General features: G+C 56.3%; 21 protein-coding genes. 9 read left to right on the top strand and 12 right to left on the bottom strand.

The window, feature by feature from the left end; genetic code table 11:
- Positions 1 to 224: 224 nt before the first annotated feature.
- The gene (locus ACKGJP_RS33085) at positions 225 to 710 is read left to right on the top strand and encodes a nitroreductase family protein (RefSeq protein WP_409342984.1); all 486 of its coding nucleotides are present in this window, start codon (positions 225 to 227) and stop codon (positions 708 to 710) included.
- Positions 711 to 953: 243 nt separating this feature from the next.
- Here the strand turns inward: ACKGJP_RS33085 and ACKGJP_RS33080 are convergent, their stop codons facing one another.
- The 4 genes from ACKGJP_RS33080 to mgrA form a co-directional block, all read right to left on the bottom strand.
- Complete coding sequence (locus tag ACKGJP_RS33080) at positions 954 to 1,754, bottom strand: helix-turn-helix domain-containing protein (protein ID WP_409342983.1); 801 nt, start codon at positions 1,752 to 1,754, stop codon at positions 954 to 956.
- A gap of 179 nt (positions 1,755 to 1,933) precedes the next feature.
- Positions 1,934 to 2,695 carry a DUF4184 family protein gene (locus ACKGJP_RS33075; protein WP_409342982.1) on the bottom strand — a complete coding sequence of 254 codons (762 nt, stop codon included), beginning with the start codon at positions 2,693 to 2,695 and terminating at the stop codon, positions 1,934 to 1,936.
- A 3-nt stretch (positions 2,696 to 2,698) separates the two neighbouring features.
- The gene (locus tag ACKGJP_RS33070; protein WP_409342981.1) at positions 2,699 to 3,211 is read right to left on the bottom strand and encodes a hypothetical protein; all 513 of its coding nucleotides are present in this window, start codon (positions 3,209 to 3,211) and stop codon (positions 2,699 to 2,701) included.
- A gap of 217 nt (positions 3,212 to 3,428) precedes the next feature.
- Positions 3,429 to 4,427 carry an L-glyceraldehyde 3-phosphate reductase gene (mgrA, locus tag ACKGJP_RS33065; RefSeq protein WP_409347323.1) on the bottom strand — a complete coding sequence of 333 codons (999 nt, stop codon included), beginning with the start codon at positions 4,425 to 4,427 and terminating at the stop codon, positions 3,429 to 3,431.
- A gap of 123 nt (positions 4,428 to 4,550) precedes the next feature.
- Here mgrA and ACKGJP_RS33060 point away from each other — a divergent pair, with 123 nt between their 5' ends.
- The gene (locus ACKGJP_RS33060; RefSeq protein ID WP_409342980.1) at positions 4,551 to 5,375 is read left to right on the top strand and encodes an AraC family transcriptional regulator; all 825 of its coding nucleotides are present in this window, start codon (positions 4,551 to 4,553) and stop codon (positions 5,373 to 5,375) included.
- Between the two features lie 60 nt (positions 5,376 to 5,435).
- On the opposite strand, the gene pyrE is transcribed toward ACKGJP_RS33060, so the two are convergent.
- The 3 genes from pyrE to ACKGJP_RS33045 form a co-directional block, all read right to left on the bottom strand.
- Positions 5,436 to 5,975, bottom strand: a complete 540-nt coding sequence (gene pyrE, locus ACKGJP_RS33055) for an orotate phosphoribosyltransferase (protein WP_409347322.1) — start codon at positions 5,973 to 5,975, stop codon at positions 5,436 to 5,438.
- A 150-nt stretch (positions 5,976 to 6,125) separates the two neighbouring features.
- A complete protein-coding gene (locus ACKGJP_RS33050; RefSeq protein WP_409342979.1) occupies positions 6,126 to 6,617 on the bottom strand; it encodes an 8-oxo-dGTP diphosphatase in 492 nt (163 codons plus the stop codon).
- Positions 6,618 to 7,004: 387 nt separating this feature from the next.
- Entirely contained in the window at positions 7,005 to 9,449 is a 2,445-nt protein-coding gene (locus ACKGJP_RS33045) for a DNA topoisomerase 3 (RefSeq protein ID WP_409342978.1), read from the bottom strand.
- A gap of 208 nt (positions 9,450 to 9,657) precedes the next feature.
- Here ACKGJP_RS33045 and ACKGJP_RS33040 point away from each other — a divergent pair, with 208 nt between their 5' ends.
- A complete protein-coding gene (locus ACKGJP_RS33040; protein ID WP_409342977.1) occupies positions 9,658 to 10,128 on the top strand; it encodes a universal stress protein in 471 nt (156 codons plus the stop codon).
- Between the two features lie 258 nt (positions 10,129 to 10,386).
- Positions 10,387 to 11,394, top strand: a complete 1,008-nt coding sequence (bioB, locus tag ACKGJP_RS33035; RefSeq protein ID WP_409342976.1) for a biotin synthase BioB — start codon at positions 10,387 to 10,389, stop codon at positions 11,392 to 11,394.
- Positions 11,395 to 11,528: 134 nt separating this feature from the next.
- On the opposite strand, the gene ACKGJP_RS33030 is transcribed toward bioB, so the two are convergent.
- A complete protein-coding gene (locus ACKGJP_RS33030; protein ID WP_409342975.1) occupies positions 11,529 to 12,116 on the bottom strand; it encodes a TIGR00730 family Rossman fold protein in 588 nt (195 codons plus the stop codon).
- Between the two features lie 170 nt (positions 12,117 to 12,286).
- On the opposite strand from ACKGJP_RS33030, the gene ACKGJP_RS33025 reads away from it, so the two are divergent.
- Together ACKGJP_RS33025 and ACKGJP_RS33020 are read left to right on the top strand one after the other, a co-directional pair.
- Positions 12,287 to 12,781, top strand: a complete 495-nt coding sequence (locus tag ACKGJP_RS33025; RefSeq protein ID WP_409342974.1) for a glutathione peroxidase — start codon at positions 12,287 to 12,289, stop codon at positions 12,779 to 12,781.
- Positions 12,778 to 13,215, top strand: a complete 438-nt coding sequence (locus tag ACKGJP_RS33020) for a MarR family winged helix-turn-helix transcriptional regulator (protein ID WP_409342973.1) — start codon at positions 12,778 to 12,780, stop codon at positions 13,213 to 13,215. The genes ACKGJP_RS33025 and ACKGJP_RS33020 overlap by 4 nt, the downstream gene beginning before the upstream one ends.
- Before the next feature lie 285 nt (positions 13,216 to 13,500).
- On the opposite strand, the gene ACKGJP_RS33015 is transcribed toward ACKGJP_RS33020, so the two are convergent.
- Positions 13,501 to 13,938 carry an SRPBCC domain-containing protein gene (locus ACKGJP_RS33015; protein WP_409342972.1) on the bottom strand — a complete coding sequence of 146 codons (438 nt, stop codon included), beginning with the start codon at positions 13,936 to 13,938 and terminating at the stop codon, positions 13,501 to 13,503.
- Between the two features lie 193 nt (positions 13,939 to 14,131).
- Between ACKGJP_RS33015 and ACKGJP_RS33010 the strand changes: the two genes are divergently transcribed.
- The 3 genes from ACKGJP_RS33010 to ACKGJP_RS33000 are packed head-to-tail and all read left to right on the top strand — an operon-like array spanning position 14,132 to position 16,537.
- Positions 14,132 to 14,689 carry an RNA polymerase sigma factor gene (locus tag ACKGJP_RS33010; protein ID WP_409342971.1) on the top strand — a complete coding sequence of 186 codons (558 nt, stop codon included), beginning with the start codon at positions 14,132 to 14,134 and terminating at the stop codon, positions 14,687 to 14,689.
- On the top strand, positions 14,673 to 15,026 hold the full coding sequence (locus ACKGJP_RS33005; RefSeq protein ID WP_409342970.1) for a hypothetical protein: 354 nt from the start codon (positions 14,673 to 14,675) through the stop codon (positions 15,024 to 15,026). Before ACKGJP_RS33010 ends, ACKGJP_RS33005 begins: the two co-directional genes overlap by 17 nt.
- Positions 15,023 to 16,537 (top strand): hypothetical protein, encoded by a 1,515-nt coding sequence (locus ACKGJP_RS33000; protein WP_409342969.1) that lies wholly within the window; start codon positions 15,023 to 15,025, stop codon positions 16,535 to 16,537. Before ACKGJP_RS33005 ends, ACKGJP_RS33000 begins: the two co-directional genes overlap by 4 nt.
- A 321-nt stretch (positions 16,538 to 16,858) precedes the next feature.
- Here ACKGJP_RS33000 and ACKGJP_RS32995 read toward each other — a convergent pair whose 3' ends face one another.
- The 3 genes from ACKGJP_RS32995 to ACKGJP_RS32985 form a co-directional block, all read right to left on the bottom strand.
- A complete protein-coding gene (locus ACKGJP_RS32995) occupies positions 16,859 to 17,530 on the bottom strand; it encodes a GNAT family N-acetyltransferase (RefSeq protein WP_409342968.1) in 672 nt (223 codons plus the stop codon).
- A gap of 944 nt (positions 17,531 to 18,474) precedes the next feature.
- A complete protein-coding gene (locus tag ACKGJP_RS32990) occupies positions 18,475 to 19,146 on the bottom strand; it encodes a GNAT family N-acetyltransferase (protein WP_409342967.1) in 672 nt (223 codons plus the stop codon).
- 174 nt (positions 19,147 to 19,320) lie between these two features.
- Positions 19,321 to 20,196, bottom strand: coding sequence for a carbon-nitrogen hydrolase family protein (locus ACKGJP_RS32985; RefSeq protein ID WP_409342966.1), 876 nt, complete (start codon positions 20,194 to 20,196; stop codon positions 19,321 to 19,323).
- Between the last annotated feature and the right edge of the window lie 68 nt (positions 20,197 to 20,264).

Here is a 20,264-nt window from a genome sequence, read left to right as displayed (position 1 = left end):
TGGCTGCAGCGGGGGGCGTTTGGCGTGAAGGGTATCGTTGCGCTTGCAGCACGGCTGCTTTTAACGGCTGCACGGCGGGATCGATACATCGATACGAACAATCGGCTATCGTTTGGCAGGTCCGACTTGCATCCCTTACCGGACAATCGGATAATGAAAGGAACACGAAACATCCGAGATGGAATAGTGTATTCTATGCATTTCTGTGAAGGAGTGGTTGAAGCATGGATGTCAAACAAGCCGTTGTTACGCGCCGTAACGTGAAGGCGTTTAAGCCCGATCCGATCGGTCGCGAGCTGTTGAACGAATGGCTGGAAGCGGCCAGCTATGCGCCGAATCACAGGATGGCCGAACCGTGGGAAATTCTCGTTGTCGGTCCCGAAACGAGAGCGAAGCTGAACCATAAGGACGATTTCGGCGGAGCTCCGGTCGTGCTTGCGGTGCTTTCGACGCCGGCTATGACGCCGTTCGACCGCGACGAGCATGTGATGGCCGTATCCTGTTTCGTGCAGAACTTCATGCTGCTGGCGCATGAAGCCGGAGCGGCTACACGCTGGACGTCCTTCGGCGCCTCGCCGCGAAACCGCGAGATCATGGGCGTGCCGGAAGGCTGCGACGTGGTAGGCGTATTCGGCGTAGGCTATCCGGCGGACGTACCGGCCGTCAAGGAGAGGACGCCGATCGCGTCGAAGCTAAGGGAGCTGCCATAACCGCACAGCAGCCTAGCCCAGCCCAGCTGGAGCCGGAGCAATAGCTTGTAGCCAAAGCCAAAGTGCTTCTCTCCGTTTACGGAGGGAGGTCTCGCAGGCTGGAGCCCCGGCAAATCGAGCATAGTCTTACTAACTGAACGACCGCGCATCGCCCGTTACCGGGTGCATGCGCGGTCGTTTTGGTTTAACACGGGCAGGCTCTCGAATCCGTCATGCATCCGGCACTCCATCCGCAGCTAGCAGCTAGTCTGATCCGTTGCTTTTCATATGCAATCTTCTGCGCCATGCGGTAGGGGATAGCCCCTCGGATTCTTTGAACCATTGGGAGAACGAATGAAGCCGTTCGAAGCCGATCTGCTCGGCGATTTCCTGAATGTCTTTGCCGGTGGAGCTGAGCAGCCATTTCGCTTCGTTCATCCGGCACTGCTGCTGGTAGCGTTTCGGGCTCATTCCGTATATTTGCTCGAAAAGCCTGCGGAAGCCGGCCACCGTTAACCCTGCGAGCTCGGACAAGTCGGACATTTGAACGTTTTGCTGTAAATTTTCGCGAATATAGTCGGCGGCCTTCGTCACCGTCATGGCGTGCAGATCGGCTTGGGAATGCTCGAGCAAGAACAGCAGCATCATATGGGTCCATGCGGCGTAATTGCGAGGCGTGTCCTTGAGCGAAGAGGCTTTGATCCGAAGCCACTCCCGAAACAATCGTTCAAACCTTTCCTTGTCCAACCGGGATAAGGCCGCAATGCTGGGTTTGGCCCCGGATAGGTCGACAAGCTGCCCCAGCAGCTCCGCCGTATCTTCGGCATAGTCAAGCAGATGAATGACGCCGAAGCGCACGCTGGACACGGCGGCATAACGGTGCGGCAAATCAGGCGGAACGACGACGATGTGGCCGGTTTCCACGATTTTGCGTTCATTCCATTCAAAAAGCCCGCGACCTTCCAGCACGATGCTGATTTCAACGGTAGGATGATGATGGAACCCGTCGTCGAACCAGTCTTCGTCATACGTGCCGATCGAACTGCGAATAGTGAAAGAAGTCATCCGTCAACCTCCGTGCCAGTCGTTTCGTTTCTTATGAAACGGCTTGCCTGCAGCGAATTCCGCCTAAGCGAGTTGTCCAATGCGCTTGAGTGCGCGAGTTTTCGTCATCTTGCTTCCGTTGTTCAAGCTTACGGACAGCCGGCTGCCGCCAGCGATAGGGTCGTCCCGATCTGCGGGGCTCAGCGTCTTCGGAGTTGCGCAAAGCGCACCGTCCATATGGCGGATGTGGCGGTTATTCCTAGAAAGCCGCCGGAGAGCGTGGAAACGACAAGAATGCCTATGCCGTTGGCGCTATCCGTAAAAGCAAGCTTCAAGGCGATCGTGACGGCCGCAGCCGCGGCGGCAAGCAGCCAGAACATCCGCTTTTGCCGGCTGTCTGCCTTAGGGAACTCTCCGGCCATAGCCGGCTTCTTCCGCAGCAGCAGCGACGCCAGAAGGACGGTTTGCACGGCAAGTCCGATCAGCGAAAGCGAATGCTGTCCGATTTTATATAGAGGGATCCCCGCAAGCGTGTCCTTAAGGAGGGGGAGCCGCCCAACGAAAGCTCCGCCGCTATGCGTAAATCCGTCCAACAGCACATGCGAGTAAAAGCCCGCTGCCACCGACAGCACAAAGACGATCCATTTGCGGAGCGTATTCAGCTCCCACGGCGTAATCAGCTGTACGGCTCTGGCGTCCAGGCCGCAGCTTGACGGGAGATGCACGGCAAGCGGCATCCGGATGACGCGGTGGAACAGGAAGGCGAGCAGCGTGCAGAGCGGCAGCGCTTCCGCCAACAGTCCCGCATGCGTGTGCCCGATAGCTTGATACGGCTCAAGCGCGATGAAATATTCGAAATCGGGCGACATGCTCCCGAGCACGAGTCCCGTCATGCTGAAGGAAGCCGGTGCGGCAAGCTTAAGAGGGAAGGCATACAAGGGATGAGCAAACGTAAAGGGCAACGGTCAGTTCACATCCTTTTCCGCCTCGGTCAGATCGTTAAGGTCCTTAAGCAGCCATTCCTCCGAGCCGTCGCGCGACAAAAACCACGTATGCACGAAAGAAGGCAGCGGTTTGCGGATGCGGTCCTTGACCGCCAAAATGTTCGACATGCCGAAGGCTGGAGAGGCGTTGCGGATCAGCAGGGCGACCGGATAATCATGCGAGTAGGCGCTTATTTTCTGTTCCTTCCGTTCAATCCGCTTATTCAGCTCTTCGACGAGCACATCGAGCGTTTCCAAAGCGCAGGACGTTTCCTGAGAGCGGCCGAACAGCATTTTGGCCTCCTCGGAGCCGAAGAACAGATGCGTCACTTCCAGACCGAGCTTCTGCCGCTTCGCGTCCTGCAGCACGGCATCCGGTTTCTCCTGCTGGTACAGCAGACGCAGCTTGACCGGGTTGTTGCGGTTATATATGTTCACGAATATCGAAATGGCTTCTTTCTCCAGATGAAGCTTCTCTTCGTTCCGTCTTTTCATCGTATCGCCTCCAAGCTTGCGGAAGAGTAGGAGCGTCGGCGATAAGGCTAGGACCTCTAAGGGCCTCGTGACGATGGAAAACCTTGTTAGGCGCCGGTACTTACCATCGTACCATATCCCGGTGCGAAGCTGAATGTTTCGGATGAAAATAGGCTGCAGCACAAAGAAAAAACCGTACAGCCGCGCTCCAAGAGAACGGCCGTACGGTTTAACGTCTTTAGCCCGCAGGCTGCAAAATCCGATCGATCGTTTGCAATTCTTCGTCGGTAAAATGAGACTGCTGCAGCGCGGCGACATTTTCCTCGATCTGGCCGACCTTGCTGGCGCCGATCAAAGCGGTGGTGACGCGGCCGCCCCGCAGCACACACACGAGCGCCAGCTGCGCCAGACTTTGGCCGCGCTGCTGAGCCAGCTCGTTAAGCAGCCGCGCCTGGTTGATGCGTTCCTCGGTTACGTCGCTTTCCTTGAGGAAGACGCTCGAGCCCGCTGCCCGCGAATCGGCCGGAATGCCGTGCAGGTAACGGCTCGTAAGCAAGCCGCGCGCAAGAGGGCAATACGCGATCGAGCCGACGCCTTCCGTCTGCAAAACATCGAACAGCCCTTCCTCCGGACGGCGGTTGAGCATGGAGTAGTTCGGCTGATGAATCAGGCACGGCGTCCCGAGCCGCTTCAGGATGTCAACTGCTTGCTGCGTTTGCTCGGCACTATAATTGGACAGCCCGACATACAGTGCTTTCCCTTGACGGACGGCATGATCGAGCGCGCCCATCGTTTCTTCCAGCGGCGTTTCCGGATCGGGACGATGCGAGTAGAAAATGTCGACATAGTCGAGCCCCATCCGCTGCAGGCTTTGGTCGAGGCTGGACAGCAGGTTTTTGCGGGAGCCCCATTCCCCGTAAGGTCCCGCCCACATCCGGTAGCCGGCTTTGGTAGAGATGATCAGTTCGTCCCGGTACGGTTTCAGATCGTCTTTCAGGATGCGGCCGAAATTGATTTCCGCCGAACCCGGCGGCGGCCCGTAATTGTTCGCCAAGTCGAAATGCGTGATGCCGAGGTCGAACGCGCGGCGAATCATCGCCCGGCTGTTCTCGAAGCGGTCGCCGTCTCCATAGTTATGCCAGAGCCCAAGCGAAAGCGCGGGCAGCTTTACCCCGCTTTTGCCGCAGCGACGATATGTCATGGTGTCGTAACGTTGTTCGTTTGCCAAGTATCCCAACATGATTCCTCCTTCAAGATCGGTATTCATTTATTGTAGCATCGTCGGGCTTGTTTTCTATGGCAGCAGGTATTATTGTAATGGCATAATGTCTGATGATGATCGTCGGAGGAGGTGTGCGGGATGGAAAAGAAATTTGTCCGTATCGCGACTGCCGGCTCGGTAGACAGTACTGCATTGAGGCTGTTGTACTGGGGACAAGAGCAGTGCCGGCCCGAGCATACATGGGGTCCGGGGGTGAGGGACCATGTCAAACTGCATTTCATTCATGCCGGCCGTGGTGTCGTCAAATCCGGCGGCTTTACGCATCCCGTGGAGAAGGGTCAGGCGTTTATCGCGTTTCCGGACCGGGTCGTTTCTTATCAAGCGGATAGGGAGGAGCCTTGGGCGTATTCGTGGGTTGCTTTTGACGGGGAGCGGGCGGGGGAACTGCTGGAGCGCACGTCGCTTAGTCCGGAACGTCCGGTTTTTGGGATGGACGAGGAGACGATGCCGGCAATCGTGGAACGTTTAGCGTCGGCCTATGCGGAGGAGCGAAGCCGGGATTTGCGCATGATGAGCCTGATGTATCAGTTGCTGGCGGCGCTTGTGGATACGGTGCCCGGCTCCCGGGAGACGGACTCGGCGCTCAAGCCGAAGGGCGGCTACGTACAAAAGGGAGTTGCGTACATTCATGCCAGGTACAGCAATGAAATGACGGTTCAGCAAATTGCTGCGTATCTGGGGCTGGACAGAAAGTATGTGTCCGCGCTGTTCAAGGAAGCGCTGGGCGTCTCGCCACAGCAGTATTTGCTCCGCTACCGCATGCGCAAAGCGTGCGAGCTGATCGAAGGCGGACGACTGACGGTCGGTGAGGTCGCCCGCTCGGTAGGTTATCAGGACGCGCTCTTGTTTTCGCGCATGTTCAAGAAGGTGGTCGGTATGTCGCCGAGACACTATAGGGCGTAGGGGGATTACCGAACCGGGAACGGCATGACTGCGATCGGCCCCGGAAACCTTTCTCCGCCACTACACGTTTTCCACGGTTCCTGCGGCGAGCAGCTCCTCCATCGTGAAAAGGGCATGCAGCCTGAGCCCGGCCTCCGCCAATTTTTTTCTTCCTTCCGGGTTGCGTTCGATGACGCAAATGACATCCTCGACGATCGCCCCGGCTGCGCGCAAGTCGTTGGTGCTCAAGATGACTTGACCTCCGGTCGTCACGACGTCCTCGATGACGCAAACGCGCCGGCCTTCAACATCGAAGCCCTCAGCCAGCTTGCACGTTCCGTATTCCTTAGCCTTCTTCCGCACAAAAGCGGCCGGAACGCCGGACTCGAGCGATAGCGCTGTGGCGATCGGGATGCCTCCCATCTCCAGTCCCGCCAAAACCTCGGTGCCTGCAGGAATAAGCGCGCGAAGCCGCTCCGCTACTTGGCGAAGAACGGCGGGATTCGCCTCGAAACGGTATTTATCGAAATAGTTGTCCGACTGTTGTCCCGACCGAAGCGTAAAGGTGCCCGTCAGATGCGCGGTTTCGTATATGGCTTTGGCTAAGCTGTTCTTCATGATTGAATTCCTCCCGTTGGATAATGGCAATACGGATAAATCCCGTCTGCCCGGCACGTTACCTTGTCCTTAGAGGCCGGGCATCGGAAGGGCAGGGATGCGGATCAGGCCGTTGAGGAGCGACTCGGTTAGGCTAGGCGGATGCGGTTGGCGCTACAGTTTTTTGATGGTGGTTTCTTTAAGCGCTAGCTGTGCGTCTTGATCCCAGGCGGAGTGGATTTCGAAAGTGCCTTCCTCGAAGAACAGAGGGAAACGCCGTTTAAACCATGATTGCATCGGCAAATTCAGCGCTTCGTCGATGCGAACCCAGAGCAGCTCGCCCTCCGGCGGGTTCTGCAGCAGCTCGCCTTCATAAGCCCGTGCGACGTAATTGAACACCATGTACCGGTAATTCTTTTTCGGATCGACAAACTCGTCAAGCCCTTTGTAAACCAGATTCGAGACGCGTAATCCGGTTTCTTCCCAAACCTCGCGGGCGGCGCCTTCCGTCAAGCTTTCAGGAAAGTCCACTTTCCCGCCGGGGCCGATATAGCCGGGAAAACCGAGCCTGTTCGGCCTGTTGATCAGCAGAACCTTGTCCCCGTCTTGGACGAGACACATCGTGTACATGGCGACTTGGATTTGTTGCTGCGTTGCGGTGGACATGCGGCAGACCTCATTTCTTTTTCCCTATTATTGTAATATAAAATTGGTGTAAAGGGTTGCGCCAGCCGGTTTCGCGGTTTCGTATCACCCTGGCTCCGGCTGCAACTGCGAGCCATTTGCTTAAGAGACGTAAACGTCTCCTATTTGCGAGAATTTCTTGAGTTTTCCAAAATAGAAGACGCCGGTGTCTCTTATTTTGCCAGTATGGTCTGTTTTATCGCGATTTCACCGGATTAAGAGTCTCTCGCGTCGTCTAAATTCCTGCAAATCTGCGAAATGACCGATTTACGAGTCTTTCGCGTCGTCTGTTTTCGGCATCAGGTAGATTCGTATAGAGGGCACTCTTGAAAAAAGGGCCGCAAAGGGCCCTTCAACAATCGTTCGCGGTCAAGTTTCCAGCTCCAGAGCCCCGGTTGCGGCATCCTTCAGCACGATGCGGGCGCTCACTTCGTTGCCGTTCGCATCGGTCAGCTTGAGCTTGCTTGTCTTGCCTTTCTCGATCAGCGTGCGGACGGTGGCGTCGGTGAGCGTCTTGCCGAAGCTCGTCTTCCAGACGACGAACGAGCAGCCGTTCTTGTAATGGCTGCAGCCGTAGCCGCGGCGGCCCATAAAAATGCCGCCGCCGCAGCCGGGACGCGGGCACGCCGCGATGACCTGCGGTGCCGCCGGCGCTGGGGCGGCACCGGCTTCGCCGGCGGGCTGCCGCACGCGGCTCTGCGCAGCAGCCGCAGTGCTCGCGGCCGCGCCGCTGCGCGAAGCGCCTGCGCTGCCGCGCTGCGCCGCCGCGTAGCCGCCGCCGGCGCTCGCCCCGCCGCCTGCGCTGCGCGTGCCGCCGGCGGCTGCGCCTCGCGGCGCCCGCCCGCTAGCGGCGCGCTTGCCCGCGCCGCCTTCGTCTGCGGCGGCGCCGCTGCGGCTGCCGCGGCCGCGCTTCGCGGGCTGCTCGGCCGCCGCGAACGCCTGCTTCGCGGCAGGCGACTGCATGCGCACCTTGTCGACGATCAAGGCGGCGAATTTTTTCACCTTCTCCATGAAGGCGTCGTCGGCGGCTTGTCCGCGCGAAATATCGGTCAGGCGGCGCTCCCACTGACCGGTCATTTCCGGCGACGTCAGCAGCTCCACGCCTGCGCCGCGGATAAGCTCGATGGCTAAGCGCCCTTTGGCCGTAATGGTGATCCGCTTGCCCTGCATGACGATATAGCCGACGTTTTTCAGCCGCTCGATCGTTGCCGCACGCGTGGCGGGGGTGCCGAGGCCGGAGTCTTTCATCGCCTCACGCAGCTCGTCGTCCTCGACCTGCTTGCCCGCGCTTTCCATCGCCTTCAGAAGCGTGCCTTCCGTAAAAGGCTTGGGCGGCTGCGTTTCCTTTTCCTTCGCCTGCGCGTCCGAGCAGAGCACGGGCGATTCGGGATCGACGGAGAACGGCGCGTCCGTCTCGATTTCCGCGACGGCGTCCTTCTCGTCCTCGCCCGGCTTACCGCTTTTATCTTTGGCTTCGTCGCTCTCTTTCTTGCCCTTGGCGGCCGCATTTTTCTGATCCGGATAAACAACCTTCCAGCCCAGCGAGAGGAGCTGCTTGACGTTCGTTTTGAACGTTTCGCCTTCGACCTCGGTCAGCACCGTATGCATTTTATACTCCGCCGCCGGATAGAAATGCGACAAAAACCGCCGGACGACCAGGTCGTACACCTTTTGCTCGTCGGCCGACAGGCTGCCTGCCTTCTTGGCGGTCGGGAGGATGGCATGGTGATCCTCGACCTTGGAGGGGTTGCAGATGCTCTTGTTGTTCTTGTGGACGAACCGCTTCTCCGCGCCTTGTACGAGATCGTTGTACGAGGTGCCCCTTAACGCGTCCAGCGCGCGGTGCATGTCGCCGATGTTCTGGTCGTTGACGTAGTTGGAGTTCGTACGCGGGTACGAAATAACCTTGTGCTTCTCGTAAAGCGCTTGGGCGAGATCGAGCGTCTTTTTGGCGGAAAAGCCGTACTTGCCGTTCGCCTCCCGCTGCAGCAGCGTCAGATCGTACAGCTTCCACGGGTATTCCTTCGTGTCCTTAACCTCATAGCTGGCGATTTTGCCGGTTTTGCCCCACACCTTGGCGGCGATCGCTTCGGCCTTCTGCGGATCGGTTAACCGTTCGCCCTGCCACATGCCTTTGTAGCTCGCGGCCTGCTGATCGAAGCTTGCCTCAATATCGTAAAATTTTAACGACGTAAATTGCTCGATCAAAATTTGCCGGTCATATACGAGCGCAAGCACGGGGGTTTGTACCCGGCCTACCGACAGCAGCTCGTTATGCCGCGTCGTGAACGCGCGCGAGCCGTTCATGCCGATCAGCCAATCCGCTTCGCTCCGCGCCCGCGCGGCTTTCGTCAAATTTTCGTACGCGGCGCCGTCCTTCAAGCCCTCGAAGCCGCTGCGGATCGTCTCGGCCGTCAGGTCGGAAATCCACAGCCGCTTCACCGGCTGCCGCAAACGGAGATGCTGCTGGATATAGGCGAAAATAAGCTGGCCCTCGCGCCCGGCGTCGCAGGCGTTGACAAGGCTGTCGCATTCTTTGGCGAGCTCGGCGATGACGGCGAGCTGGTCTTTGGTCCTTGCGTTCGGAATCAGCTTGAATTGCTCCGGAATGATCGGCAGGTCGCCGAGGTTCCATTTTTTATATTTATCATCGTAGCGATCCGGCTCGGCCAAGCCGACCAAGTGTCCGATCGCCCAAGTAATGATATGATTTTGCCCGACGAGATGCGTCCGTTTGTTGGCCGCTTTCGGCTCGATGACGGCTGCGATTGTCCGTCCCATGTCGGGTTTTTCGGCGATGATCAACGTTTTCACGGGGTGATTCCTTTCGCTTGAAGATGGTGCTGCTTGTCCATATTGTACCACGAATGGGGGGAGAACGGGCCCGGAGTTGGCGCGGCGATGCTTCGGCTAGGTTTCACATCTCTCAAATATATGTTATGATTTACATATGCTTGGAGCGAAATGATAGAGCGGCAGGAGGCTCCTCTGTGATGTTTGTCACAGTGCGGGCGGCACAAACTTGCTAACCTATCATTATCAAACGAATGAGGTGATGACCGTGTTATATTCCAAAATCGTACTCGCATATGACGGCTCCGAAGCTTCGGACAAAGCGCTCGATACCGCTATCAAGCTGGCCAAGCTTAACCATTATTCGAAGTTGGACATCATTCACGTATTTAATGTTCCGACCTATGTCGTGGGCGATGTCATGTTCGTTCCTCCGATCAAAAACGAAGAAGATTACTACGGTTACTCCGAGCAGGCGATCACCAAGATTCAAGAGAAAATCAGCGATACCGACAATACGCACATCGAAGTCCGTCAGGGCAGCCCGGCGAAAACGATTTTGGCTTATGCCGAGGAAGCGAAAGCCGACCTCATCGTGATCGGCAGCAGAGGGCTGGGCAGCTTCGGCGAGTTCGTGCTCGGCAGCGTCAGCCACAATGTCGTGCAGCATGCGAAAATTCCGGTGCTCGTGATCAAATAATGACAGGGCAAACAGGTCGTTCTCCTAAGGAGCGGCCTGTTTTTATTCAAGTCGTGTTAGTCAAGGTGCACGCTGAGGCGCAGCATATCGTCACATTTCCGGAGGAATAGGAGTCCTAAACGCTCGCCAATCCCCGGCTTTTTTATGCCGAGGCAAAAACATGTTGATTAATCGTTAACCATGACATAATATTTTGGTTAACGTTTTTTTGTTCTATAACGAACCATTCATACGAATACATAGGAGGCATTCCTGAAGATGAACGAGCAATCATTGGCTATTCCTGCTTACGACTGGAACGAGCTTGCCGACAAGGCTCTGAGAGGCGAGCGGCTTACGGAAGAGGAGGCGCTGGCCGTGCTGGAGGCGGACGACGATGAGCTGCTGGCGGTTATGCAGGCGGCTTTTCGGGTGCGGAAGCATTTTTACGGCAAGAAGGTGAAGCTTAACCTGATTATCAACGCCAAAAGCGGATTATGTCCCGAGGATTGCGGCTACTGCTCGCAGTCGCTCGTCTCGACGGCTCCGGTCAGCAAGTATCCGCTGCTGGAGAAGGATACGCTGGTGGACGGCGCCCGCAAAGCGCTGGAGCTGAAGGTCGGGACGTACTGCATCGTAGCCAGCGGACGAGGTCCGACCAACAAGGAGCTCGATCAAGTAGTGGAAGCGGTAAAGGAAATCAAATCGACGATGCCGATGAAAATTTGCGCTTGTCTCGGCATATTGTCGGAGGATCAGGCGAGGCGTTTGAAGGAAGCGGGGGTAGACCGGTACAATCATAATTTGAATACGAGCGGAAGCCATTTTGCCTCCATTACGACGACGCATACGTACGAGGATCGGATAAGCACGGTGGAAAAAGCGAAAACCGCGGGCATGTCGCCCTGTTCCGGCTGCATCGTCGGCATGGGGGAGACGAACCGCGATATCGTCGACATCGCTTACTCGTTGCGCGAGCTGGATGCCGATTCGATACCGGTCAATTTCCTGAATCCGATTCCGGGAACGCCGCTGCAAGGACTGAAAGAGCTGAACCCGCGCAAATGCTTGAAGGTGCTGGCGCTGTTCCGTTTGATCTGTCCGTCCAAAGAAATCCGCGCGTCCGGCGGACGGGAGCTCAACCTGCGTTCGCTGCAGCCTCTTGCCTTGTATGCGGCGAACTCCGTGTTCGTCGGCGATTATTTGACGACCGAGGGGCAGGAAGCGACCTTGGACCATCGTATGATCGAGGATCTCGGTTTCGAGATCGAGCTCTGCGCTCTCTGATCGGACTGGCGCGGGCACTGCGTTTAGCGGATACGCGCCTGCACGACGGCCGTAACGTCTGCTTCGAGTGCCTGCTCAATTGGATATGCCCGTCCCGTTCTCTTGCATGCGAAGGGATGTGCGGGACGGCCCCTTTACTTCGAAACCGGCAGCTCCGACCATTTGTTGACGTTCTGCGGAGGCCGGAACGATTCCATACGCTCCAGCAGGTTGGCAGGCTCGCGCTCCAGCAGCAAAAGCCCGGCATGGGCGCTGTGGATGAAACCGGCGTCGACCGCGTGCGAGACGAAGCGGACCAGAGGAGCATAATATCCTTCGACATCCAGCAAGCCGACAGGCTTCGCGTGTATGCCCAGCTGCGACCAGCTTACCGCCTCAAAAAGCTCTTCAAGCGTACCGAATCCCCCCGGAAGCGCAACGAAGCCGTCCGCGAGCTCCTGCATTTTGGCTTTGCGCTCGTGCATCGAATCGACCTCGATCAGCTCGGTCAGCCGGGCATGCACCATTTCTCCGCGAAACAGGCCGCGCGGCATCACGCCGACCGCTTCCCCTCCGCCCGCCAAAACCGTATCCGCCAGACGTCCCATCAATCCGATTTTGGAACCTCCGTAAACGAGCTTGTATCCCTTTTCGACCAAAAGCTCCCCCAGCATGACCGCATACCGTTCATATTCCGTACTGTTCCCCGGGTTGGAGCCCGCATATACACATATCGTTTTCAAAGCTTTCATTCCTTTCATTTCTTGAGTAGGCACTAAATATAGTATACTAGGCTGCTTGTCGGCGCAACATATGGAATGAAAAAGGAGTTGCCTTTTTAGTGTAATTGTTATAAATTTAATTGTATACAATATAGTTACGAGTTATCAATCTTTCGCGGGGGGTGTCCGATATGAGCGTTTACCGTTTTTCGGCCAAAACGATCAAAGGGGAAGAGCAGCCGCTTGCCGGTTATGCCAATCAGGTTCTGTTGATCGTGAATACGGCGACCAAATGCGGCTTTGCGCCTCAATTTACCGGGCTTCAGAAGCTTCATGACACGTACAAGGATAAAGGCTTTTCGGTGCTCGGCTTTCCTTGCAATCAATTCCGTGATCAGGAGCCGGGCAGCAACGAGGATATACAGAGCGCATGCTCGCTCAATTTCGGCGTCAATTTCCCGCTGTTCGCCAAGGTGGATGTAAACGGTCCGAATACGCATCCGCTATATGATTATTTGAAGAAGCAGAAGGGTGGATTTTTGGTCAAAAGCATTAAATGGAACTTTACGAAGTTCCTGATCGACCGCGAAGGTCATGTCGTTAAACGGTATTCGCCGACGACCTCTCCGCAAAAAATCGAAGGCGACATCAAACGGTTGCTGCAGAACGGAGGGCATGCAGGGTGACCGTCGACGATCGGTTGAAGCTGGACAATCAGTTGTGCTTCGCGATATATGCCTGCTCGAGGGAAGTCACGAAGCTGTATCGTCCCATGCTGGATGAGCTTGGCGTTACGTATCCGCAGTACTTGGTGCTTCTGGTGTTGTGGGAGAAGGACGAGGTTACGGTTAAAGAGCTTGGGGACCGCCTATACTTGGACTCCGGTACGCTGACGCCGCTGCTTAAACGAATGGAGGCGGCGAAGCTCGTCGTCCGCAAACGTTCGGGGGACGACGAACGCAAGGTGATGATCAGCTTGACGGAGGAAGGGAAGGCGCTGCAGAGCCAGGCCTGCACCGTGCCGGAGCGTTTGGTCGAGCAGAGCGGGCTGTCGGTTGAGGCGTTTACCCGGCTGCTGCATGATTTTAAGGGCTTGCTCGCGCAGGTTCGGGGGAAATAAAGCGTGCGACAGTAGGCGGTGCTGAACGCGTCCGAATACCCCGGGGAAATAGAGCGTGCAACAGCAGCCGGGCGCTGAACACATCCGGTATATCCAAGGGAAATGGCGTAAAACTGCAAGGAAGGGCGCCGTGCAGCGAGGCCTAACCGCGACAAGCAAAAGAACGTTCGATGCCGGCATCGAACGTTCTTTTTGTTGAATGCTGAAAAATGGCGCGGCATCTATCGATTTACAGTCCGCTTGTTAATGTAGGGGGGGTACTCCGATAGGCATGCGCATACCAAGTTAGCGTTGATGGAGCCCTTCCGCGAGCCCTTTAACGGTATCCAGCGTTTCTTCCCAATTGGCGTCCGAATGCTCGTACATCGTCGGAGTGGAAAAACGGCTATGATGCAAGGACAATACGGATTGCCGTTCGTTATCGGTAATGCGGAAAGCGATGACCGAGTAGTTTTCCGGACTGTCAGGCATATTGGAAAATGCGCTCCAGTAGTCGTAGGAGAACGCTCGATGCTCATCGAACGCCAGCACATGTCCTTTGTCTTCGAATGCTTTGCCTTCCCACTCGAAGGAGAACGCGATCGGACTTCCTACGGTCCAATCCGTCCTGATGGTCACGCCCAGCCATTGCTTGATGAGTTCCGGTTGTGTGAGCACATGCCAGACCTCGGCACTCGTCGCGTTGATGTTCCTTTGTTTTTCGATCGATCGGTTATTGTCCATGCGGGTTCCCCTTTCATTTAGCGGTTGTGAAGCGGTTGATGGTTTTAGTGTAATGTAACATAAACCGAGTCGGAACATTTGTAAAAACGCGACAAGAGCCCAAAAATACGCGGTAAGCGGAAAAAATCGGTCTTTTGCAACCTTTCGGGGGCCTGGATGCATCTTGTTATGTAGAGAGTTAGAGGTGAACCGAATGAACCCGGCCGAGGAACGGGAATGGCTCGACCAGCTTCGCAGCGGACGCGGCTCCGCCTTGAGACAACTGATGGACAGTTACGGCAACGACATCTACCGGACCGCCTTCTTGCTGCTGAAGGACAGACATTTGGCCGAGGACATCAGTCAGGAAGCGTTCTTGGCCGCTTTTCGGAATATACGGCAGTTCAACGGCACAGGCTCGCTAAAAGGATGGCTGCTGCAAATTACGGTCAATCTATGCCGGGGCAAAATGAGAAGAGCATCCTGGAAGAGGCTGATCTTTCGGGAGATCGCCGATTACGAGCTGCCTAGCGCAGAGCCCGGCCCTGAGAAAGCGGCGGATGGCCTATCGTTAACGTACGCTATACGGCAACTGCCGTACAAATACAGGGAAGCGATCGTTCTTCACTATTATCAGGGGCTGTCGGTCAAGGAAATGGGCGGCGTTCTGGAAGAATCCGAGGGGACGGTCAAAAGCAAGCTCTCCCGCGGAAGAAAGCTGCTGAGGGCGAAATTGGAGGAAGGGGGCTGGAACGATGGGGACGGATTTTGAGAAGGATGCGCTGCGGGAACGGCTGGAGCGGGAGTTGTCGCAGACGGCGTTCCGTGAGGAACTGAAGCTTCGCGTGCTGCAGCGTGCCAAGAGATCATTCTGGGAGCGGGAGGTGCGCATCCCCGTTTCGGCAGCGGTTATCGTTTGTTTGCTTCTCTCTGCCGTGGTCGGTGTATGGGTGCAGCGGTCCGTTCACCATGCGCCCGTTCCGCCTTCCGCCGAGCGGGAGCGGGGGGATGGCGCGAATGGCTCCGCAGGACCGGAGGAACGAACCTTTGTCGTGCTGAACGGCGGCGTATATAACGCGAGATCGTTTGGGGAAGGAGGGAGAAAATGATCCGTATGAAGGTAAAGACGCTTGCTATCGGGAGCGTGGCGCTTGTGCTGCTGCTGATTGCGGTATATTCGGTTCTCCCCTCCGTCCTGATGCGAATGAAACAATACGACAGCGTGCTGACTTTCTTTTCGGGCAGCAAGGAGGCTCCCGATGCTTTGTATTGGGCGGCGGAAACGGCGGTGCCGAATCCGCAGGAGGAGGGGCGGGTCTTTATTTTTCCCGGTTCGGTAAACGTCTCGGGCGACGGCTTGCATACCCGGGAGCAGCTCGATTATGCGGAAAAGATGCTCATTCGCTTAATCGAAAAATACCCCGGCTACCGCCATATCGACATGGCCCGCTCGAAGCTGGCGCAAATTTATTTGGCCGAGAAAAAGCCGGATTCGGCGGAGCGCTTGTTTCAATTGCTGGCTGCGTCGGCCAAGGACGATTACAAAAGGAAAGAAGCGAAGGCATACGCCGATCTGCTCGCGTCCAGACGGCTTGACGATCGCGGCACTCCATCGGTCTCCGGTACGCTGTACATCGGGAACCGTCCTGCGGCGGACGCCTACGCGGTGCTTCGCCGCAAGTCCGACAACGGGTGGTACTCGTCTCCTTACGGACACTACCCGATGGCGATGACGAATGGCGACGGCGTTTTCCGGTTTAACGACGTTCCTCCCGGGGAGTATGAGATCGGCATCGGCGTGACGGATCGGGAGGTCGACGGTTATTTTTTGACGGAGCAGGGGGCAGCGGCCTCTTCGGTTGTCGTGACCGCCGGCAAGACGGTGTCCGTCGACATGCGTTTTGTGCCCAAGGTCGGCGTTTCGAGTCCGATGAATCATGAGACGGTGAGCGGGAAGGACGGGGACCGTATTCGTTTTGCGTGGGAGCCTTATCCCGGTGCGGCTAACTATAAGGTGAGCCTAACGGCGCTGGAGCGGGACAAAGAGGGCAAGACGCACGGAACGTTTACCGTACGGCTGGACGAAACGTGGAAGGAGCCTTGGGCGGAATATGCCATCGATACGCTCCGGACGTATCCGCGCGGCGTCGGCAAATCGGGAACGGCTGACAAGGTTTGGCTGGCTTCATCCGGTATTTTGGGGGCCGTCTATCCGGGCGGCGATTTTATCTGGTCCGTCGATGCTTTCGACACGGAAGGGCGAAGGATCAGCAGCTCCAGCGGTTACTATTTTTCGTTTGCGAGCGAGGTTCCGTTCTTCTCCATCGATGACGCGCAGCAGCTAAAAGGCGACAAGCTTGTGCTGGAGGGCGATTATCCCGGCGCTATACAGGCTTATGAGGGAGAGCAGGACAATCCGTACGCTTTGCGTGCGCTCGCCTTGCTGTGGATGAACGGCTGGACCTTCGAGGACAAAGGAGATAAAGCCAAAGCGCTGGCTTATTTGCAAAAGATCGCCGCTCCGGCCAAGTTCGATTACGAGCTTATGCAGACGATCTATGAATCGCTTGGCAACGCGAAGGAAGCGGAGCGAATCCGCGGGAAGCGGAAAGGGTTGTGAGTAAGGCAAGTTGTGTGCAGGCGATGAAGCTGATAGCTTCTTCTATCAATTAAGGGCGGCGAGCCAGGCGGATGAATGAGGAAGAAACTCGCCGAGAAAAGGTTACTCCGTTAACGTTAATCAGGTTTGAAAAAACCTCCAATCCCGCAGGCAAACGGTGTCTGGCGACAAGAGGGTTAAGGCCAGAGCCTCGATCCGTTTTGTCGTCATTGCGCACGTTCCGTTCCGTGGTTTGGAGGTTTTTATTCGATTAAGCAGGAAGCGCTTCGGCGGTTATGAAGTCCTGTCAGGCAGTCCGGGATCGGATGCGTTCAGCCGGCTTTATAGAGGCAGCAGCTTTACGGCATCGCGTGTTTTCAGCGATTCGATCATATCGAGCCAAGCCTGCGGCTTGTTCGGAAGCACGGCATAGTAGCGCGTCAAAAAGCGCACGATCAGCTCGGCCGGCACGCTGTCTTGCTCCTCATCGTAAGCGAGAAAGCCGAGGTCGAGGCCGGTTACGGCTTCGCCGTCATTGTTCCACGAAGGGTGCACGTAAGCCAGCTCCAGCCGGCGGTAGCCGAGATGGGACAGCACTTCGCGGCGGACGAACGGGTTCATCGCTTTGACACCGCCGAATTCGTATTCTTCTACGAGGTACGGATTATAAATTTCCGCAAACATGCCGGTCAGACGCGTGCCGTTCTCGGCTGCCAGCGCAACCAGCTCCTTATGCCGCTGCTTGGCGAGGAACGGCCCGACGCCGAGGCCTTCGCGCCCGATAATCGTAAAGTCCGTCATCGCGACTTCAAAATCCGCATAATACCGGTACTCGGTAGCGCCGACGACCTCTCCTTCGTGTACGGCGACGAACACGCGGATGCCGGGATCCTCCAGCGGCTCCTTCCAAAGCTCGTAAGCCAGAACCTCCACCGGCGGAAATACGGTTTTCATCATATCGTGCATTTTGCGAAACAGCGGATCGTTGATGCTGCTAATGCGAATATATTCCATGGGTATTGTTCCTCCTTGTTTGTCGTTTCGGGCAATGAATGGGCTCGGAGTAATGAGACCAATTAGTGAAACATGGCAGCTTAGGTGGCTGCTGCTTGTTGAGCCGATTAGCGGAATAGGTCGAGCTGTAGTGCTTATAGAGTAACGTTAAGTTGGTACTGGGACGTCTGCTGCTAGTTGGATTGTGGGCCTGGGCTCCACAAGTAGTTGATTAGCGGAACAGGTCGAGCTGTAGTGTTTATAGAGTAACGTTAAGTTGGTACTGGGACGTCTGCTGCTAGTTGGATTGTGGGCCTAGCTCCAAAACTAGCGCTGATTAGCAGAACAGGTCGAGCTGTAGTTTATAGAGTAACGTTAAGTTGGTGCTTGGACATCTGCTGCTAATTGGATTGTGGGCCTGGCTCCAAAAGTAGCGCTGATTAGTGGAACAGGTTAAGCTGTGGTGCTTATAGAGTAACGTTAAGTTTGTACTGGGACGTCTGCTGCCAGTTGGATCGCTGGCCTAGCTTCAAAAGTTGATGATTAGCAGAACAGGTCAAGTTGTAGTGCTTATAGAGTAACGTTAAGTTGGTACTGGGACGTCTGCTGCTAATTGGATCGCTGGCCTGACTCCAAAAGTAGCGCTGATTAGTGGAACAGGTCGAGTTGTAGTGCTTATAAAGTAACGTTAAGTTGCTACTGGGACGTCTGCTGCTAATTGGATTGTAGGCCTAGCTCCAAGAATTCTGATTAGTGAACGTAGCTTCACTATTAGTGAAGCTAAATTCACTATTTTACTTCCTGAAGAGCAAAGGGTGGCCGATAGTGAAGCAGACGTCGCTATTTGGCCGGCAAGTTCATTATTAGTGAACTTTGCTTCACTATTCATTATGTTGCTGGGATTCCAGCCTAAATAATGAACTTTGGTTCACTAATAGTGACGCTAGATTCACTATTTCGTGGCATTACCGCGCCATAAACGGGTTGCGCCACTCCATCAGCGCGGCATAGTTGCGCGATTCCTCGTCGTCGAGGTAGCCCTCGACGACGCCGAGCGGCGTTCGGCCGCAGCGAAGCAGGAACGTAATGACCGGATCCTTGAGCTCGCCGGCCGCTACCTTTTGTAAATACTGCTCTGCCGTCATCTGCTCCGCGACGCGGTGATAGCCCGACATCCGGCCGCCGCCAAGCAACCTCGCCAGTCTTCGCTCGATAACCAGCTCGTACATCGACTGCATAAGGTGCTTGCCCAGCCCCCATTTGCGGAAAGAAGGGCGCACGCTTATATCCACGATGTATAACGTATCACCATCCGGCCTGTGCGTTCGGATATACCCGTTGTCCGTGACGTCCGCCCATGCGTGGTTCGGGTCGCTGGGGTTGAAGTCGACGAGCAGCCCGGTAATCGAGCCCGCCAACGTGCCGTCTACCTCGACGCATAATGCGCCCTCCGGGAACAAACGGACATGGTTGCCCAATTGTTCCTTGTTCCACCAGAGCTCCGACGGGAAGGGAGGGGGGAAGCATTCACTTTGAATGCCGATTAGCTCGTCGAAATCGTTCTCCCGGTATCGGCGGACGACTGCTGGAGACGGCTTGCCGTCCGCACCGAACGCATAAAATGATTTGCGATACATCCGATTGCCTCCTCATCATGGAGCATGGAGCGTCCTGGAGCCTCCGCTAAAATGGTGCCGGACGGACTTGCTTGCCGCACTGCGCGCTGCTCCCAACGCATGGCGGGGCGACTCCTTAATGGAAGTAAGCCGTTTCCCACCGTAGAACGCGGGACGGACCCGCACATGCGGGAATTACTTCCAGTCCGTGTACAAGTCGGTGCGGCGGTCGCGCCAAGTCGTCACGGAGCCTTTAAGCCGAACCTCGTGAAGCAGGCTCAGGTCTACATCGGCGGTGACGATCATATCACCGTTGATCTCGCCTTCGACCATAATGCCGCGAGGCGGGAACGGAACGTCGTTCGGCGTAATGACCGCCGCTTGACCGTAGTTGCCGCGCATGAAGTCCACCGTCGGCAGCGAGCCGACCGTTCCGGTCGTCACGACGTAGATCTGGTTCTCGATCGTGCGTGCATGGCAGCAATAGCGGACGCGGTAAAAGCCATGGCGGTCGTCGGTGCACGACGGGCAAAAAATAACGTCTGCCCCTTTGGCGCGAGCCATTCGCACGATTTCCGGAAACTCGATATCGTAGCAGGTCAGCATGGCGATCGTGCCTTTATCCGTCTCGAACACCTCCAGGCCGTCTCCGGCGGACATGTTCCACTCCGTTACCTCGGTAGGGGTGATGTGCAGCTTGGCCTGCTCGGCTACACGACCGTCCGGGTAAAACAGATGTGCGACATTGTAGAGCCGGTCGCCCTTACGAATTACGTGCGTGCCTCCGATCAGATGCATGCCGGTTTTGCGCGCAAGACTAGTAAATAACGAGCGGTATCGCTCGGTGAAGTCGGGCAGTTCGTTAATGGTCAGGGCGTTGCCTTTGCCGTCGCCGATCGAAAGCAGCTGCGTCGTAAAAAACTCGGGGAACAAGACGAAGTCCGCCGCAAATTCTTCGGCCGTCTTTACGTAGTGCTCGACCTGTGCGGCAAATTCCTCGAAGGAAGAAATCGTATGCAAATGGTACTGAACCGCGGAAACGCGGAATTTGTTGTTGGTGTGACCCGTCATAATCGGTCATGCCCCCTTTCCTGAACCCATTGTATCAAAAGTTGCCGCCCGTGTTAAACGGAAGGCGG

Origin of the sequence: Paenibacillus litoralis (assembly GCF_046244365.1) — a bacterium.
Taxonomy (GTDB): Bacteria; Bacillota; Bacilli; order Paenibacillales; family NBRC-103111; genus Paenibacillus_V.
The sequence above is the reverse complement of the archived record's forward strand: the minus strand, read 5'-3'. Positions and strand labels throughout refer to the sequence as shown.

Coding starts and splice junctions, on each gene's coding strand:
- bioB (WP_409342976.1), top strand. CDS start 10,387: ATGAACGAGCAATCATTGGCTATTCCTGCTTACGACTGGAACGAGCTT.
- ACKGJP_RS33010 (WP_409342971.1), top strand. CDS start 14,132: ATGAACCCGGCCGAGGAACGGGAATGGCTCGACCAGCTTCGCAGCGGA.
- ACKGJP_RS33015 (WP_409342972.1), bottom strand. CDS start 13,938: ATGGACAATAACCGATCGATCGAAAAACAAAGGAACATCAACGCGACG.
- ACKGJP_RS33080 (WP_409342983.1), bottom strand. CDS start 1,754: ATGACTTCTTTCACTATTCGCAGTTCGATCGGCACGTATGACGAAGAC.
- ACKGJP_RS33050 (WP_409342979.1), bottom strand. CDS start 6,617: ATGTCCACCGCAACGCAGCAACAAATCCAAGTCGCCATGTACACGATG.
- ACKGJP_RS32990 (WP_409342967.1), bottom strand. CDS start 19,146: ATGTATCGCAAATCATTTTATGCGTTCGGTGCGGACGGCAAGCCGTCT.
- ACKGJP_RS32995 (WP_409342968.1), bottom strand. CDS start 17,530: ATGGAATATATTCGCATTAGCAGCATCAACGATCCGCTGTTTCGCAAA.
- ACKGJP_RS33025 (WP_409342974.1), top strand. CDS start 12,287: ATGAGCGTTTACCGTTTTTCGGCCAAAACGATCAAAGGGGAAGAGCAG.
- ACKGJP_RS32985 (WP_409342966.1), bottom strand. CDS start 20,196: ATGACGGGTCACACCAACAACAAATTCCGCGTTTCCGCGGTTCAGTAC.
- ACKGJP_RS33005 (WP_409342970.1), top strand. CDS start 14,673: ATGGGGACGGATTTTGAGAAGGATGCGCTGCGGGAACGGCTGGAGCGG.
- ACKGJP_RS33000 (WP_409342969.1), top strand. CDS start 15,023: ATGATCCGTATGAAGGTAAAGACGCTTGCTATCGGGAGCGTGGCGCTT.
- ACKGJP_RS33070 (WP_409342981.1), bottom strand. CDS start 3,211: ATGAAAAGACGGAACGAAGAGAAGCTTCATCTGGAGAAAGAAGCCATT.
- ACKGJP_RS33060 (WP_409342980.1), top strand. CDS start 4,551: ATGGAAAAGAAATTTGTCCGTATCGCGACTGCCGGCTCGGTAGACAGT.
- ACKGJP_RS33085 (WP_409342984.1), top strand. CDS start 225: ATGGATGTCAAACAAGCCGTTGTTACGCGCCGTAACGTGAAGGCGTTT.